Raw genomic sequence first — 17,982 nt, forward strand, 5'->3', positions numbered from 1 at the left:
GTTGTAGCCGCATCAAATCACTTTGCCCAAGCCTTCCTAGTTTAAGCGATCCCTGACAAGTCTCTACTTTTGATTAAAAACTTGACAAATAGACCTTGAGTGACCTGCACCGACAAGCTTGCCCGATCGGTAGATGGCGAAAAACTGGATCCTCTTTACAACAGGCTAAGTTGAAGAGTTTTTCAGGGATGCTTCCCAAAAAGGTTGAACATCCCCTCGATCGCCTGTAATCAGAGTTTGGGTTAATCCTCCTTCCGAATCCCCTTAAAGGGTTTACCGTCCTGCTTACCATCCATGAACTGCCCAGTTTCAGCGTTTCGCTTTGTCCATTGCCCAGTAATAGGGTTTTGAACTTGGCTGCGCTTCGAAACTGCACCCCGACGATAGTTGTGGTTCGTATTCTTTGCCATGCGTTTAGCCTCCCTAGCTATATTTAGTGTGAACTGAGTAAGAATTTAGGCAAGTTACTCTATGGCTATAGGACTTCCCTGATTCCACAATAAACTGTTAAAATCAGAAGTGTCACTAGAGTAAAATAACAAATTGTTAAGATACCGATTCAGGAGGTGATAGTTGTGCTGAAAGCCACTGATCGTCCATCGCCCGAAATTCAATTGGGAGAAAGGCTTCGGCAAGCTCGTGAATTAGCAGGATTTGCACAAGGGGAGGCTGCACAAGCATTAGGAGTTACTTCCGCTGCTTTAAGTCAGTACGAGGGAGGCAAGCGACGCATTGAGGCATTGACACTAGACCGCATCGCTCGTCTGTATGCTGTACCCATCACCTACTTTTTTGCCGGTGCCCAGACCGATCAGCAAACTGATTGGGAAATGGCACTGCGATCGCTGGCAAATACGCTGTCTGCTGCTGGGAAGGCTGGGGTCGCCAAGCTGATCCAGCGAATTCATGATTTGGAGCATCTCTACGCGATCACAGGGCTACCCTTTCCCGGTAAGCCCCATCCACCCTTCCCATCTCTTCCCAAAGAAGGCTATGCCGACTATAAAGTGTCGGAATTCGCCCAAAAAGTCCGTCGCTATTACAACTTGGGTATTGCTCCCTTGCTGAATGTGAAATTATTTCTGGATGCTCAAGGCTACCAGGTGTTTGGCATCCCCTTTGGCAAAGAAGAGCCAGTTCTCTCTGGGTTGTTCTTCCTCCATCCGCAATTGGGCGCGATCGTCGTTTTTAACGAGGATCAATCCTACACAAGGGAACCATTTACGCTCTGCCATGAGATGGCGCACAGCCTATTTCACTGGGATCGTCCAGCAATTCTATGTCGTGACTCAGAACGAGCAGACTTGGTCGAAGACTTCGCAAATCGCTTTGCCTCCTACTTCTTGATTCCACGGGAAGGATTGCAAGAACGTTTAGATGTATTAGGCATCAAGACAGTCAAGCAGCCCGAAGAGGTCATTCACATTGCTCGCTATTTTGGTGTCAGCTACGATGCGACTCTCCATTCTCTAGATATGGAGCGTAAGCTAGGTGTCCCTCGTGACGCTCTAAAAACAAAACCAATTGCGTTAGCCAAAACCCTGGGTTACAAACCATCACCCTTTGAGTTTGGGGCACGTCCTCTACCGCCTGAGGAGCGCTTGCCTCGCATATTTCTCGAACTAGGATATCGCGCAATCGACAATGGGCTTCTCTCGCTTCGGCGAGTTGCAGAAATGATGGGCATCAGCGATCTGGAACTTGAAGAGCGACTTGGTGACGGGGAGGTTGAGGAGATGGAGGATGTCTACATCTAAGTGTGTTCTGGACACAGTTGTCCTGAGGGTGCTGACATTCGGACATTCTCAGGGCATCTCAATTTTGATGGAGGCGTTAAGCATTTCACGGGCTTGCTTTCCTTGCGAAGTCTACAACCAGGACGAAGACACCCTTCCTTTGAGTGCTTTAGATGACGACCTGAGCGAACTAGCTGGAGGAATCCGTTATGCCCGTCGCGGCGCAAGCAATCTGCCAGGGCTACAGGGACAGCGATTGCAGACTTGGTTAGAAAACGCGACCCAACTTCCCCGCCATCTTGGAGCGGGGAGCCTTTTTATTGAACCGTTAACACTGGAGGAACTGCCCAGGCGCGAGGAGTTGATGAGAGTTTACGGTATCGGTCGTGGAGAGGCTGCTTGCTTAGTTTTGGCTCAAAGAGACGCTGGTACTGCCGTGTTTCTCTCTAGTGATGAACGTGCTTGCCAAGCTGCTCAATCATTAGGCATCTCATTCCTAACGATTCCTGATATCCTCGCGCAGTGGATTGATAAGACAAAGCCTTCTCCATCTGACTTTCAAGAATTAATTGAGGGAATGCGAAATGTTCGCTTTATCTTGCCCGAAGACGTACTTTTGACCCTTCAAAGCAAATTACCTTGTACAGACTGAAAACATATTAATTTTGTACTAATCATATCGTCCTTGCTAAATTCCTTCTCTATCAGTCCTAATCATGGCGGTTCAAAGACAGCGATCCAATTCTTTTTCCCGAAATGCGAGTGCCGATAGGCAACTTGTGCTCAACTTTGCGCCTATCCATTTTGAGGATGCAGAAATTATTGTTGGTGTTACTCCATACAAAGACAGGGACTATCTTCGATCGCTTCGTCAGCAATATTCGGACACTCACCTGTTTCATCGAGAGAAGAACCAAATTCTATCGGTTGCGATCGCTTCTGAAGCTGAGGTTGTCGGCGAAACATCAGAAACGGTCAAACTCTCCAATAATCTCTACCTCTGTGCATCGTTAGTTCGTAATGCACTAATCAATTTTCTGTATGGATTAAACCGGAGAATTCTTGAGTATGACCCGATTGAATTCGTTGCGAATCCAGCTAAAGACAATCTGCTAGCAAAGGTCTTGCCACCTTTTGGTCTGGAGGCTCCTGATTGGTTGAGTGTTTGCCCTCGATACATTGCTGCCATCAGAACGGTATCCTTCGACCAACAACCCATGTCTTTGGGACTCGCTCTCAATGCCCGTACCAAAAGATGGATTGAACTCCCATGCAGCGCCCTTATCGAGAAAGGGATTTCGCCAATTGGCTTTTACGTAAGTCAAAGGGTTGAGTCGAGCGATCGCCGTATGGCTCCTTATCCAAAACTGTTGGGTCAAGTTCAGTCAATAGCTGGGGATGTTTTGACCCTGACAGATGCGCGATCGGGCATTATCTCAGTTCAAGCAAATGAGGTTTTTCTGGAACCGCGACGAGAAGCCTTTAATTACTGCCTTGATCGGCTTTTTAGAGAACAGGCAACCGATATTAAGGAATCCCTAGACAAGGAATTAGCAGCCTGACTGCCTGACAAATCTTTTCTAATTGAGGATAGAAACAGGTTTACAAACAACGGAACGAACTCGATGAAACCAAATGTGGTCATCGTAGTCGTGCTTGGCTTTGAGGGAGGCGAAACAAGCTTCAGGATCGTTGGGCAACAGCGGAACGCAAGGCAGCAAGGTTCTTCCTTTATAAATCACCCCTTGCAACCAGCGGAGTCCGATTTTGAGATAGCTAATGCCACGTCGCCAGTGCGGGTCTACTTGTTGCCGTAAGCCTGCAAGCTGCACCGCCATACCTTGGGTTGTGGCAAACAGCAGGGCAATGGCAGCGACTAGATAAAGGCGTTCGAGGGTAGCAGCAGAGCGCAGGCGCGAGTCTTCTAACTCAAATGCGCCAGACTTGCTATCCAAAAATAATTCCTCTACCCGAAACCTGAAGGCATATTGCCAGAGTGTCTGCAAAGTTGGAGGTTCATCGGTGACAACCGCCCAAGATTCTTTGGCTCCCTGTACCGTTGCCACCACCAAGTTACAACGATGTTCCCCATCGAGCCACAAGCCCACATTCTCGTACAGTCGGGCTTCGCCGAGCGGAGGATAGAGCACCCCAACCATCCAAGGATAGCGGCGTGTGGTGTGAATCAAAACATCACACGGTAATCGTAAAGCGTAATGCCAGTGACTCTGCCGTAACCATTTCACCAATTGCTGATTGGCAAAGCCTCGGTCGGCGAGTAGCATCACATCAGGATGATGCCGCAACAACCACCGAGCACGACGCAAGACGGGTTGGTACTCTTCAAAAGCAACGGTGGCACTACTATGTTCGAGGACTCGCCACAACAAGGGAACTGCGCGTCCACAGCACACCACCGACAGGTGAATCATGCAAAAGCGATCCCACAAAACCGTTGTATCCAAGGCTAGATACAATCGCTGTTGCTTCCATCCACTCAGAGCCGCCAGCACTAAGGGGACGTAAATTGCCATCACGCTAATGCGGAAATTGTCCATAAATCGCTGCCAGCGCCGCTCAGTACTTTGTGCTTTGGTCGCTCGACTCACCACATACGGCTCCCATGCAGCCAGGTTTAATTCTCCGCTGTAGAGTAAGGCACTCACCATCCACGCCAGAGCTTTCAAGTGGCGCAGATCGCACACGCGACTGTGTTGACGCAATTGGTCGAATAGTTGACCATACAAATGGGTAGAGGTTGTCATGATTTTGGGCTGTTGTGTAGTAACTCTAGCCTCTCATGACTCTCTACCTTCTTCGCCAATTTCCTCGTGTTTGTTGGGTTTCACCTATTTCTGTCAGGCAGTCAGATTAGCAGCTTTTAGAAATGGTTCAAATCGTCTTCGACGACTTCGGAGCGTTGTACAGTATCTCTCCAATCAATCATTGGAGTTACTTCCGGGTGTTCCCTTCACAATTCAGGCATTTCTGGCTGAAGGTTTTGATAATTTCCCAGCAATTCATAATGCTCCTGCTGTAACCTACGTCTTCGCTCCAACTGGGGAGAAGACAACCCGATGGAATGATGGTGGATTAAGTGAGTATGGACCCTATACTGCTCAAACTTTCACGCCTTCAACCCCACGAATATGTGTAATTTGCCAACGAACCAGGAAAGGTCGGGTAGAGCAGTTTCTTTATAAATTCCTGAATGGAGTCACAGTCCCGGAGCTAAACAAAGAGGGACCTCCGAAAAGGCAACCCTTTGCGAAAGGATTCATCCACAAATATGCGCTTGAGAATGTTGAGACAAAGTTTTTTCTAGCTGATGACAGCACTGCCGCAGCTTACGATCGAGCAGTCAGACAAGCACTTGCCCACCAAACGAAGGAGGGATTTCGATGGAACTTGGCGTTTGTCCAAACTGATGAGGCGTTTCACAATTTGTATGGGGATGAGAATCCCTATCTCACAACTAAGGCAGCTTTCCTGGCTGAGCAGATTCCTGTTCAAGAGTTCGAGATTGAAACCATTGACGCTCCCGACCGTAGTCTTTGTTATGTTCTCAACATCATGGCGTTAGCGACGTATGCCAAACTCGGCGGCATTCCATGGTTGATTAAGGCAAATCCGACGATCGCGCATGAATTGGTTTTCGGGCTTGGTAGTGCTTTCATTGGTAAGGGGCGATTAGGACAGAGAGAACGAGTCGTTGGCATTACCACGGTTTTTTCTGGAGATGGAAACTATAGGCTCTCCAACCTATCTCAAGCAGTTCCAGTTGCAGACTACCAAGATGCACTGCTGGAGTCTTTGCAAGACACGATCTCCAAAGTGAAACGATCGATGAATTGGCAGCCTAAAGACCATGTTCGTCTCATCTTTCATGCATTTAAACCGCTTAAAAATGCTGAAGCCGAGGCAGTTAAAAAACTCATGGATGAGTTAGGGGATTATGACGTGGACTATGCCTTCATCCACGTCGTGGAAGACCATCCATTTATGCTGTTTGATGAAGCACAACAGGGTGTGTGGGATTACGAGACACGTACCAACAGCAAAGGGATGTTTGCTCCAACACGTGGGTTATTTCTGAGACTATCGAGATCTGAGGTTCTGATGTCATTGACTGGAGCCAAAGAAGTAAAGCGTCCTCAAGATGGTATTCCATCTCCCTTACTCCTCCGCCTTCATCGACAATCTACTTTCGATGACACGACTTATCTTGCCCGTCAAGTCTATACGTTTTCATGCCACTCATGGCGTAGCTTCTTCCCTGCGCCAATGCCAGTGACTATTCTTTATTCAGAACTGATTGCACGAATGTTAGGCCAATTAGGAACGGTATCGCGATGGAATTCAAATGCAATGTTAGGGCGAATTGGTGAAACAAGATGGTTCCTGTAACATCCCCCGAGGAAATCCTCTTAAGTGATGCACGAAAACAACTGTCGCGGGAGTTGCAGAGTCTCTGCGGAAAAGGCAATTTGGATGAAGCGTTTGCAGCATGGCTTCTTCCAGCAACAGACATTGAATTTCGATTGAGAGAAGTAGCCCAAGCAGCAGCGGAACATACAGGTGGGCAAAGAACTTATCGAGATGTCGCGATTCTTGGATTTACCGCAGCAGCAGGTATTTTAGAAGACTCTCAACGGGAAGCACTTCAGTTTGGACTAGAGTGGGTTTCCGGGCGTGCGCCTCTTATTGATGGGCAACCAATGGACTTTTGCACCGATCCTGTAGGACTCTTGGGCATTTCGTTAGGGGCAAGGCTTGCTAGTGATGTCGCAGTTAAAGCCAAAGTCAATGAATGGTTAGACAGCGTTATCAACCAGAGTTTTCAGAGCCGATTAGACGATTGGCAGAAATGCTTACTCTGCGCTGTTAAACAGCAAGAAAACTCAAACGTAATGTTTCTACCCACTGGTAGTCAATCTGCTGACGTTCGAGTCGCCCTGCGTTCAAAAGGGATGCTGCCTGACGCTCTTGATTCAAACTATCAAGATTACATAGATACTCTTTCGCTCGTTAAGCGCAACTGTGGTGCGGATGTGCCACCTATCCGTGCTGCTCTTCGCCTTGCAGCACTTGACTCTATTCAGCAGATGGCCCCAGCAATAAGCCTATTTTGCCCTTCGATCGAGGATGTTTGCCGGATTTTAGCTCGCGTACCTGCTGCACTACGGCGATGGACATGGGAGGAAAGAGCACGAACCAGAGGAGGTGAACCTCGGAAGTGGCATATTGACAATGAATACCATGTTCAGAACCTTCTCTATCTGCTATTAGCTCCGGTCTTTCCTGATCTAACAGATGAAGACTACACTCCCTCAGTTGGACAGATGCATCCACGAGCAGATCTTGGTATCCTCTGTTTGAGGCTGATTATTGAAGTGAAATTTATGCGATCGAATGATAGCCCTCAAGACATGATCGAACAAATCGCTGCTGACTCTGGGCTTTATCTGGTTGAGAACTCCAGCTACAGCCAGATTATCGCCTTTATTTGGGATGACTCCCGCCGATCTGAGCAGCATGATCTGTTACGAGCTGGGTTGAGACAACTTCGAGGGGTTGTTGATGCAGTTATAGTTTCCCGTCCCGGAAGTATGACGACGTAGTCTCCCCTTTATGTTGTAGTTCAAGCTGAGGAAAGGATGTATACAATTGCAAGATGAGCGATAGCTTCTGTACTCCAGCTAACCTGACAATAGTTCAAAACCCATACATGATTAATGAGGCAGTAAAGTTATTGGGAATAAGCTCAAAGATTTTTGGAACCCTTGACTAGCGTGTGTCTGGGCGACTTTTACCCAGAACAGTTGAAACTTAGTTTGTGCAAGCATTTCGGTGATTTCTTTCATTATTTCCCAACAGGTCTTCTGAATGAAAATTGTCGAAATCTTTTCAAATGAAAAATATCAAGAATTTCCGAGATCATCAGCAAACAAGTCTATTACAGAGCTTTGGGCCGCCCTCCCCGCGATTTCAACTCCTAAGCTAGCAGACTCTGAGTCAAGCCAGACATCATAATACATTTCATTCAATTTCTCCAACGAATGGCTCGTCCAAGCCCCAAAATAAGGCACAAAATCTCTTTGAAATCTCTGACTAGAAATATAATTAGCAAACATTTGCCTGAGAAGTTCGGGAGTAAGGGATTCACCTGAAATTTCGTACGAAGAAGACTGTAGGAGTTTGTTAAAGTTACTGGCGTGAACAAACCGTTTTCCATTCCTCTGTGTAAAAACATATTCGTGCTGAGGATCGAACACTTTTCTTAAACCATCAACTTTCTCTATTCCCCTCGAAGTTTCATACTCGAACTCAAACAGCCACTCATTGAGATATTGATAGAAGCACCGACCGTCCTGGTACTGAATATTGGGCATTTTAACCAGCAAACTTTGGTAGGCTTTACTTGTTTTGTATTCATCCTTGAATAGATAAAGCCACCATTGCTCGTCCTCTTTGTAGAGATACCCACTAATCTCAGGATTTTGATTTGCGTAAATCTCATCCTTGCTTCTACGCAAACCAATAAAATTTAAATTGCGCCATACCTGTTGACGTTGAGGCGGCAGGTAACAGAAAAATGCTGCCAAAATGAAACATTGATAATTGTAGGCGATCTCAGCAAGTGCCCGGTGAGGGCTAGGATCAATATCACTTTTTCTAGCAGGGAAGGTATGAACTATTCCCACCGCACAGTGTTGCCTCATCTGCTCAGTTGTTGCTAAAAACTCGGACCAGTCCGGGATCTGCTTCGACTCCTGTTGAGCAGAACGTTGCTGCTTTGCCACTGATTGAACGTCGGCTAGATTCTGACGTAAAAGCTGCACGATCGGAACATCTTGATGGCGCTTTACCGCTAATGACTGGGGCTGTGACTGCGATCGCTCACGATAAATAAACTGAGCCACGATCAAGAAGATTCTGAAGGCATCTATACTGGTATAAAGATTTTTTGTCGTGCTGGACGCATCTGTTCCTTCTTCTCCAGTACTCTCCAGCCAGTGAATATATTCATTGATCAGTTCGAGATTTGCGAATGCTGCCTCTTCAGCCTCATCTTTGCTTAGGGCAGGGGAATCAATATCAACCCAAGAAATCATTTGTCTGAGGCTAAGGCTAGCTAGAGGAATCTCCTTAAATCGATGAAGCCATCCTAAAACAAGGCGAATTTGTCTCAAGTCCTTTTCAACAGTGGACTGCCGAACATCATTCTCATTTCGACGAAAGTCTTGAAAAGCCTCAAGTTCAGATTCAAGATCTTTCGATATGAAATCTCCCTTTACTGAGCCTAAAGCATATTTCGGGCGCTGCGATTTAGACTTCTTCGGCTTTTGATCCGTTCGAGGGTGGCGCTTAGGCGAAACATGCTGTACTTTAGATTTCCACCAATGTTGCTCTTGGCACCATCCCAGAAAACGGTTAAGAGCAGATCGGTAATTGCGTTGAACATCAAGCGGGACTTGCTGCGCCTCAAACACTTGTTGCTGAATTTCTAATGCATGCGAAAGTTGCGGCAACTCTACCCCCTTCATGAACGAAATGCCGCGATAGCTTTCCCAGGCAGTGACACGCCCGTGCTTAGATGGCTCAAGTCCCCAACCAGGCAACGTGTAACGAATTATTGCAGTTTTTGCCAGCGATAGGGTAACGCTCGCTTTTTGCTTGGGTTGGCTTTCTTGAACCTCCGACTGATATAGATTCCAAATATCGAATAACGATTTAGGATCAGAACTTGAAAATTTCATCGTGCAGACAATAACGTCAGAATTAAATGACAGCGAAGGATCTCAGCCATTTATCGACTAGAAATTCTACTGACGAGCAATTCTTCAGTTGTAGGTTGTGGTTGTTTTAGGATTTGGGCACATAGCGCTTGTAAAAGCCTTGCCAGCAACCTCGTTGGCTGGTGAAGTTACCGTAACAAATGGGGTTTGCTTGAGTGCAAGACGAACGGAGCAAACGCTACGTAATATCAGGATAGAAGAGCTTTCTGTTGCAACTAAAGCTAACAACTGTTTTTAGCGATTTAAACTTTTGTATATTTTTAGATAAATGAGCTGTACTTTAAATTTTGAATTTGGTACTTTTGGTCAGGATTAAAAGGGTTGGAGCAATATGCTTCTTCTCCTTTAGAAACATTGGTACATTCTTACCAGATAACTGCCATGACTTCAGAACAACAACCTCAACTTCCAAAATTGAATATTTATTACATTGACTCAACACGAGTTGATGTCTACTTAAAGCAGACTGAAAACCTCTCATATTCAGTCTTGACTGATAATTCAGAGGTATGTGGTGCAAAATCGAGAAAGTTCAAGACCGATCTCATCAGGGAGAGAAGTCAATCTATTAATCAGCACATAATTAAATGGGTCAAGTCAAGCACATGGTTTTGTCTTAAAAAAATTCAGAAGTTGAGATTGCTTAACTGGATCAAATCTATCGGTTGCCAAAAGATGAGTAATTCAGGCTGTAACCCTCAAAGACCTAAATTAACAATGCTGGTAGATCCATTCTCAAAAGTAATTACTGGATTCAGATTAGACTAAGTAGTCTTTCATAAGAACCATCCTTCACTAGAAAGTATCTCTCGAAATACATGAGGTAATGTGTTGTCATGCTGTTGCTTGCCAATGAGAAATACATAGATAGAGAGCAAGCTATTGACTCTTCTGACAACACACGCCAAGCTTATTTCCCATGTGGTTATTGGGATGAAACACTACAGAGTATTTTGTCACGTTGGTTGAACCATACACACCATCCGAATCCTAAAGCTGCTATCCAAGAGATCCTGGGAACTTCAGGCATATCCACACTGAATGCCCTGCCAAGTCATTTGGATAGATTAATTTCTGTTTTGCCAGTTGGACACAGCTACAATGCCGATCAGCTAATTGATCAGCATACCCCTCTACCATTCTTTACTCCCTTTTACCCAGTGGAGAGGGTACATCAATTGCGTGAAGATATGAAAGGTGGGGAAGGATTAAAAGCCTACTTGAGATCGGGAATTACAAGCGGTTGTATTCGTTTACCCAATTTTCTTCGTTTTTGTCCTATATGTGCGATCGAAGATAAGGAACGAGATGGAGAGCGTTACTGGCACCGTTTACACCAACTACCTGGTGTTATGGTTTGCCTAGATCATTTAGTTCATTTAGAGAACAGTACAGTTCGGACACAAAGTCGGCGCATTCGATATGAACTAATCTCTGCTGAAGAGGCAATTCAAGTAGCAGTGCCTCGTTCCTTAGATTTATCGAGCTTTTCACACCAATGCCTTATCAAGATCGCATCAGATGCAAATTGGTTACTCAATCATCCAGGTTTATTACCAGGGTTAGAATCCATTCATAATCGCTACCTATTGCTACTGATTGATCGTGGTTTTGCAAACCATAAAGGCAATGTTCGTACCACGCAATTACTGGAGGCTTTTCAAAATCATTACTCAGATGAGTTTTTAAGATCACTTCAATCTGACCTTAAAGGATCTGGTAACTGGTTGCTTCGATTAGTCCGACCACCGAAACACTCACAACAACCTTTGCACCATCTCCTATTAATTCACTTCCTAGGTCACACAGCGGAATCCTTTTTTCAACTTTCAGATGAACTGCATCCTTTTGGTACGGGTCCCTGGCCATGTTTAAACCCCGTATGTATTTACTATAAACAGCTACGACTAAAAGACTACGAACTTAAATATGATAAAACTCACGGTGGAAGATTAACTGCAACTTTCAAGTGTGAATGTGGATTCACGTATTCACGAATGGGGCCTGACTCTTCGACGGAAGATCAGTTTCGAGTTGGCAAAATCAAAGCATGGGGACATGTTTGGGAAGAGCTTCTCAAGAAGCTTTGGGAAGACTCAACCGTCACCCTACAAGAAATGGCAACTCGATTAGGTGCAGACTCCCAGGCAGTAAAATATCAAGCTGCCCGTTTGGATCTTGTATATCCTCGCCCAGGAAAAACCTCTAAGCAAATTCGAAAAACAACTGCACCACGGCCACAATTGGAAGAAGCAGTTGTTTCAACTAAGTTCGCACAGTATCGAGATGAATGGCTAGCCATCCTAGCAGAAAATCCCGATGCTGGTAGATCAGATCTGTCTGAAAAGCATCGACGAGTTCACAGTTGGTTAAGTTTCTACGACCAAGAGTGGTTGAGGTCTCATCTTCCACCTTTAAAGCGACGCAAACCCCTTTCAGCCTTCATTGATTGGCAGCAGAGAGATGCTGACATCGCTGCTGCTGTGAGAGCTTCTGCTGAAAAATTACGAAACACTCCTGGCAAACCACAGAAGCTCACAAAAACAGCGATCGGCAGCGACAGCGGATATTTAGCCCTTATTCAGAAGCAGCTCGATAGGCTACCGCTTACAGCAGGTGTCTTATCTGTAGTAATTGAGACAACTGAAGAATTTGCCATCAGGCAAATCGATTGGGCTGCTGATCATTTCCGCCAGAAGGGTATTCAGCCCAAACATTGGCAAATTGTAAGACACGCGAATCTCAAACCATACATTGCAGAAATGGCACAGGTTAAGACAGCAATTACTACTGTCTTAACCTCTTTTGAACTTATACACTCTATGGAGGTGGAGAAATGCTAAGCAAGGCAAGCCATAGTCATAAGAAAGTAACTAGGCAAACAATTTCTGAGATGCCAGTAAATGGTGGTTCACGTAGGTGTCTTGGCTGGAGAAAAAGTGAACCTAATTATTCAGCCAATCAGCAAAAGTATATTGAGTTTAAAGTTTTTGACCGGAATAAAAGCTCATATACCTCTGAAAAATTTGATTTAGCCTTCCCAATTGTAGATATTGATGGATTAAGTTCAGAACCATTGAAGAGTAATGTTTGCGCGCCTAATGCAAATTCTGTAACCGCTTCAAAATTTTCACACTGGAATTTATATTCTTGAATGCAACTATTTACATGGTGCGGACTCATTCAAATCATTAACAGCTAAATTTTCTATGTCTTTCCAAACAAGTAATAAAAATACCTTAGTTAGCTCTTTGGCTCCTTCATCTTTCAAGCTTTCGTATTTTCCTAATAGCTATCCAGGAGAAACGTTTCACAGCATCATCTGCCGTCTATTTGATCATATGAATTTTCCAAATCCACGAATTAACTTTAGTCTATTAAAGCTTAAAGGTTCTTTAGGAAACTTGTCTTGCCTTGCAAGCAACCTTGAGTATCTCATGACAATTCTACCTTTAGGACATCATTACACAGAAGATAGGATAATTAACCAAAATACCCTTGCTCCTTTTTATATACCTTTTCTTTCAGAGAGTAGAGCCAAAAACTTAAAGCAGGTTCTCATCAAAGGAACTAGCGCAGCTGTTAACTCTCTAAATGGAAGAATTAGACGGTCAGATTTTCTTCAGTTTTGCCCTTTATGTGCTGAGGGTGACGTGAAGATTTATGGGGAGAAATATTGACACCGAGAGCATCAAATTATTGGGGTTAGAGTTTGTGCAAATCATCATGTCTTTCTAGAAAACAGTTTTGTACAAATGAGAAGTTACTATCAGCTAGATAAAGTATGTTCGGCAGAGCAAGCTATTCGCATAACGCAAGTTAGACCAATCGATCAATCGAAGTTTTCGCATCAAATATTTCTCAAAATAGCACAAAATGTAAATTGGCTGCTTAACCAACATGATGTAGAACTAACTTCTGAATTAGTCCAAAGACGTTACCAGTCCTTACTGTTTAACAAAGGTTTAACAACTTATTTAGGAAAGCTTCGAGTGAAGAAATTACTTGAAGCAATTCAAGACTACTACCCTGGTCAACTGTTGAAGTCACTTCAATGTGAAATTGGAGAGTCAACTCACAGTAATTGGGTTCTCAGAACACTACGTCCTTCTTCTGCCTTTCAAAACCCTTTATATCACTTACTGATAATTTTTTTCCTAGGTTATAACATAAGTGATTTTCTCCAGGTTTCCGCTGAAATCAAACCATTCGGAAATTCTCCATGGCCTTGCCTCAACCCTGCTTGTCAGCATTTCTTAAAACGAGTAATTCAAAAATGTCAAGTTGTACAGAATACTTATGGAAATGCAAAAGGCATCTTTTGCTGTAATTGTGGTTTTACGTATAGTCGAGTGGGTCCAGATCGTTCTGAGGAAGATCGCTTCAGGTTTATTTCAGTGGAAGAATATGGAAGAGTGTGGGATAGTTCTCTGCAAAAGATGTGGCGAAACTCAGAAATTACATTGAAGGAAATGGCCGATTTTCTAAAAGTTGATTCACAAACAATAAAGCGCCAAGCTACTCGTTTAGAACTTGATTTTCCTCGTCAAAGCAAAGGAGTTGAAGTATTAGAGTTGAGTACTTCAATCAAATCCTCTAAAGTTTTTTCGCCACCAAGCGCTCAGGAGTATCGAAGCGAGTGGTTAACGATTCGTGAGCTTAATCCTGATTTAGGTAGAACAGCATTGCTGCAGCAGTTCGGACGAGTTTATTCATGGCTATATAAACATGATAAGGAATGGTTGAATGAACACCTTCCAACAGTGAGGAAGAGAGATTTCTCTTCCTCATCGAATTGGAATGAAAAAGATGCTGCTTTAAAGATATCTATTGAGGAAGCGGCAAAGCGTTTAAAGGATTCAATAGGCAGACCTATAAGAGTAACGGCGAGAGCAATTTCTATAGAGGTAGGAAACACAAGACTACGTCAAAATATTCAAAGATTACCTCTAGCAAATCAAGCCTTAGTTAGCTCAGTAGAGTCTCGGGAAGATTTTTTCATACGTCGAGTTTATTGGGCTTCTGATTGCTTTCGCCAAGAAGGTATTCATCCTACATATCGCCAGATTGCATGTCGGGCTGGTATACGCCCTCATACCGAGACTTTAGAGAGCGTACAGAAGGCTATTACTGTAGCGTTACAGTCTTTTACTCCCCAAAATATATAAAGTGAGGTTTATTTCTAGTGGCAAAACACAGATGGAATATTTCCAAAGAAAGTATCGAGCAAAGAATCAAAGAGGGAAGGGGACAAGGGGAGGGATTCAACTACCGACCTTGGCTAACCGTTTTAGATGTTACTTCTAGAGGTTGCTCACACATTATAGCTGGATGGAAAACTGATGGGCGAGATCACCATTTGCTTAGCGATGGAGAAAAGTATTGTTTTCTAGTTTATGAATGGTCTAAATGTATTCTCGATATTCGGGAACAGTTTCCCCTACCACTAGAAAAAACTTTAGCAATTGCAGAGACAGCAGGAATTAAACACCCAGTTCACCCAATAACAAAACATCCTGTTGTCATGACCACAGATTTCCTGCTTACAGTACTGACATCAGAAGGCATCGTCTATCATGCCCGAACATTTAAGTATCCTGAGGAGCTGAATGTTAGAAATACTCGGGTTGGGCAACTATTTGAGATTGAACGTCTCTACTGGCAGCTTGCAAATATCAATTGGAAAATTGTTACGCAACCACAATTGCCAGGGAAACTTGTCGATAACATGGACCACATTCACAATTTCTATAATTTAAAGAGAATCAATCTTACCAATGAAGATGTTACTGATATCTATGATTGGCTGACTCCGAAAGTTAACGCTAAGGATACACCTCTACGCGATCTCACGCGAGATTGTGATAAAGCTTTAGGCTTCAAAGGTTCTGAAAAAGGAGCTAGCTTGAGAGCTGCCTATCACTTTATTGCCAATAAACGTTGGAATATTGATATGAATCTTCTCATTGAGCCATGTAATATCCTGTCTATTATAAATACTGAAGGTGAGTATGGAGATTTATCGTAATCGAATTTTTGAATGGCTATCAGACTCAGAGGAGCATGAAATCTACAGAATTATTTGGATTGATGTACCACCTACTAAAGTAGTTGTAATTAGGCTTCATATTGAAAGCTTAGAAACAATTACGTTGGAGTACGAGAGCCTACAGAGCGCTATAGCCGCTCGCGAAATTCGTTTTTTAGAACGTGATCCGTATTCTTGTTACGTCCTTCCTGATCATGTTCTTTCTAAAAAAAGTTGTGCGCGAAGATATAAAATTTGGACTTTAATTGAATCTCTTGTTGTTAGTGGGATTCCAGATATTTTTGATTCCCGTAAAAGGGGAGAGATGATTAGAGATGTTATCGAAACTACCAAAGTATCAAAACAGTCGCTATATACCTATGTGCGTATTTATTTCCAGCGAGGACAAAGTATCAACGCATTAACCTTTGATTCACATAAGCAAGGAGGAAAAGGCAAAGAAAGAATTGCAGAACCAGAAGATAAAAAATGGGGTAGACCCAGTAGAGATGGTGAGCGTACAGGTATTAACAAGACTCAGGAAGTTGTTGAGGCTTTTGAGTACGCGAGAGAGTTGCTTGAGAGCGGGGAACAAAAAACACAAAAGAAAGCCCTTAGAGAAGCTAATAAGAAATTCTTTAATGTAGGGTATGAGGAAAGAGATGGAGAGCTGGTAGCAATTTTACCGCCTAAGGAGGAACTTCCAAGTCCACGGCAATTTCAATATTATTGCTCCAATCATGTTGACATTGTAAAACTAAAGAGAGCGGCTGTTGGTGAGAATCGCTTCAATGCAAACTGCCGACCTTTATCTGAGAATGCGACAGCAAGAGCCTATGGACCGGGTGCAATCTATGGATTTGATTTTACGGTAATTAACACTTATCTAACGAGCCTACTTAATCCTGCTGATATTGTTAGACGAGCGCACCTTTGTATTGGTGTTGATTGGTTTAGCCACATGATTGTAGGAGCCGTTTGTAATTTTGAAGAGGAAAGCTGGATTGGCTATCAGTTAACTATCGAAAATGCTGCATTAGATAAAGTTGAATACTGTGATGAGTATGGAATTGATATTGATAGGGATCAGTGGCCTTGTGTCGGAACTCCAGCCGCGGGTTATATCGATAGAGGCGGCGCATTTTCTCGAAACCTTGCACACGTCACGCGCTCAACAGGCATAAACTTTTCTATTGCGCCTCCCTATCGACCGGATTTCAAAGGAATTGTGGAAATATTAATCCACATAGCAAATTGCTTGGCTTGTGGAGATACACCCGGCTCGGTACCCAAAGTTTGCGGACGTGGGGACAAGGACTATCGGTTAGATGCCTGTCTAAACATATACGAGTTCAGACGGTTGCTTCTGAGAGCAATATTATTCTATAACCAGTACCAATATATTATTGACTATCCCAATGACTTGTTCATGATCGCTGATGGAGTTAAGAAAATTCCTCTTGAGCTTTGGAATTGGGGAATTGAAAATCGTGGGAATTATCTCACTTATCATGACCAGAGTTATCTTCATTCAAATTTATTACCTAGAGCAGAAGCTTCTATTACCACTTATGGACTGACTTTCGAGGGCAATTATTATAAATGTGACTTAGCTGAAGTGCAGCAAGAAATAGAAATAGCAAGGCAACGCGTTTCAGTTAAGAAGCGCCGTGAGAAGGTTTGGATATCTTACAATCCTCATGAAAAATCCACTGTAATTTATTTGGATTTGGGGCGTGGCAACCTAGCTCCTTGTCACCAAGTGGCAAAGAATAAAACAGAAAAGTTTGTAGGATTGAGTTTCCACGAAATTAAGGTGTATCGTGCAAATGATGCTCAGGAAGCTAGAGATCAAGAAGCAAGACAACAGCAACCTTTAGTTGAGAAAGAAACTCATCATAATGCAACTGTTAAAGCGGCAGTTGAGCGAACTGAGCAGGCTGTAGAAGAGAGTGGACTAAGTAGGAATGCACGCAAAAAGGGAATTCGCGAGAATACAAAACTAGATCGCGAATTTGAGCGTGAGCAGAGAAACCAAAATACCCAAAGTAAGACTGCCCAGGAAGTGGACACCTCTCAATCAATTCTACCTCCTAAACAGAGCCAGCAACCTACGATCGAGCAGAAGAAGTATGTAGCTCCCCCCAGTCACTTGAGTCTCTTACATCAATTAGCAAATGAAGATAAGGAAAAAACATGAAAGAACTTCCACCGTTAGTTCAATTCGCTGAATACCGTGAGCCAGATTGCCGTACACACAAAGGTAATCCTTTCATCGAAGCACTGTCTCCTGAGAGTGGTCAAATTTTTGTGTAAGCCTTTAGATCGTCAAAAGTTGAAGCGTCCTGGAAATAGGATAGCAAAATGTGACAACGCTGCCTTCCAATTTTGAATCGGTCGGTTCCACCGCTTGGCAATG

The 17,982-nt window shown here is 43.7% G+C and carries 14 protein-coding genes; 11 read left to right on the forward strand and 3 right to left on the reverse strand.

The genetic code is table 11. The features are described from left to right. Nucleotides 1-242 precede the first annotated feature (242 nt). Nucleotides 243-410 carry a hypothetical protein gene (locus IQ268_RS26085; RefSeq protein WP_193885348.1) on the reverse strand — a complete coding sequence of 56 codons (168 nt, stop codon included), beginning with the start codon at nt 408-410 and terminating at the stop codon, nt 243-245. Nucleotides 411-575: 165 nt separating this feature from the next. Between IQ268_RS26085 and IQ268_RS26090 the strand changes: the two genes are divergently transcribed. The 3 genes from IQ268_RS26090 (at nt 576) to IQ268_RS26100 (ending at nt 3,298) form a co-directional block, all read left to right on the forward strand. After that, complete coding sequence (locus tag IQ268_RS26090; RefSeq protein ID WP_339383589.1) at nt 576-1,757, forward strand: XRE family transcriptional regulator; 1,182 nt, start codon at nt 576-578, stop codon at nt 1,755-1,757. Further along, nucleotides 1,744-2,388 (forward strand): hypothetical protein, encoded by a 645-nt coding sequence (locus IQ268_RS26095; RefSeq protein ID WP_193885350.1) that lies wholly within the window; start codon nt 1,744-1,746, stop codon nt 2,386-2,388. Before IQ268_RS26090 ends, IQ268_RS26095 begins: the two co-directional genes overlap by 14 nt. Nucleotides 2,389-2,452: 64 nt before the next feature. Then, nucleotides 2,453-3,298 (forward strand): hypothetical protein, encoded by an 846-nt coding sequence (locus tag IQ268_RS26100; protein ID WP_193885352.1) that lies wholly within the window; start codon nt 2,453-2,455, stop codon nt 3,296-3,298. 18 nt (nt 3,299-3,316) lie between these two features. Here the strand turns inward: IQ268_RS26100 and IQ268_RS26105 are convergent, their stop codons facing one another. Beyond that, entirely contained in the window at nt 3,317-4,501 is a 1,185-nt protein-coding gene (locus IQ268_RS26105) for a transposase (RefSeq protein WP_193885354.1), read from the reverse strand. A gap of 181 nt (nt 4,502-4,682) precedes the next feature. Here IQ268_RS26105 and IQ268_RS26110 point away from each other — a divergent pair, with 181 nt between their 5' ends. After that, nucleotides 4,683-6,143: a Piwi domain-containing protein gene (locus tag IQ268_RS26110; RefSeq protein ID WP_193885356.1), complete on the forward strand. Its 1,461-nt coding sequence runs from the start codon at nt 4,683-4,685 to the stop codon at nt 6,141-6,143. Beyond that, nucleotides 6,131-7,357 carry a hypothetical protein gene (locus IQ268_RS26115; protein WP_193885358.1) on the forward strand — a complete coding sequence of 409 codons (1,227 nt, stop codon included), beginning with the start codon at nt 6,131-6,133 and terminating at the stop codon, nt 7,355-7,357. Before IQ268_RS26110 ends, IQ268_RS26115 begins: the two co-directional genes overlap by 13 nt. Nucleotides 7,358-7,657: 300 nt before the next feature. Here IQ268_RS26115 and IQ268_RS26120 read toward each other — a convergent pair whose 3' ends face one another. Then, the gene (locus IQ268_RS26120) at nt 7,658-9,496 is read right to left on the reverse strand and encodes a hypothetical protein (RefSeq protein ID WP_193885360.1); all 1,839 of its coding nucleotides are present in this window, start codon (nt 9,494-9,496) and stop codon (nt 7,658-7,660) included. 875 nt (nt 9,497-10,371) lie between these two features. Here IQ268_RS26120 and IQ268_RS26125 point away from each other — a divergent pair. The 6 genes from IQ268_RS26125 (at nt 10,372) to IQ268_RS26150 (ending at nt 17,763) form a co-directional block, all read left to right on the forward strand. Next, a complete protein-coding gene (locus IQ268_RS26125; RefSeq protein WP_193885362.1) occupies nt 10,372-12,378 on the forward strand; it encodes a TnsD family Tn7-like transposition protein in 2,007 nt (668 codons plus the stop codon). Beyond that, complete coding sequence (locus tag IQ268_RS26130; RefSeq protein WP_193885364.1) at nt 12,372-12,689, forward strand: hypothetical protein; 318 nt, start codon at nt 12,372-12,374, stop codon at nt 12,687-12,689. The genes IQ268_RS26125 and IQ268_RS26130 overlap by 7 nt, the downstream gene beginning before the upstream one ends. A gap of 55 nt (nt 12,690-12,744) precedes the next feature. Next, a complete protein-coding gene (locus tag IQ268_RS26135; RefSeq protein ID WP_193885366.1) occupies nt 12,745-13,215 on the forward strand; it encodes a TniQ family protein in 471 nt (156 codons plus the stop codon). Between the two features lie 75 nt (nt 13,216-13,290). Then, complete coding sequence (locus IQ268_RS26140; RefSeq protein WP_193885368.1) at nt 13,291-14,703, forward strand: TnsD family Tn7-like transposition protein; 1,413 nt, start codon at nt 13,291-13,293, stop codon at nt 14,701-14,703. A gap of 17 nt (nt 14,704-14,720) precedes the next feature. Beyond that, on the forward strand, nt 14,721-15,563 hold the full coding sequence (locus IQ268_RS26145) for a TnsA endonuclease N-terminal domain-containing protein (RefSeq protein ID WP_193885370.1): 843 nt from the start codon (nt 14,721-14,723) through the stop codon (nt 15,561-15,563). Beyond that, nucleotides 15,547-17,763, forward strand: coding sequence for a hypothetical protein (locus IQ268_RS26150; protein WP_193885372.1), 2,217 nt, complete (start codon nt 15,547-15,549; stop codon nt 17,761-17,763). The genes IQ268_RS26145 and IQ268_RS26150 overlap by 17 nt, the downstream gene beginning before the upstream one ends. Nucleotides 17,764-17,982: the final 219 nt, after the last annotated feature.

The organism is Oculatella sp. LEGE 06141 (assembly GCF_015207605.1).
Lineage (GTDB): Bacteria > Cyanobacteriota > Cyanobacteriia > Elainellales > Elainellaceae > Oculatella.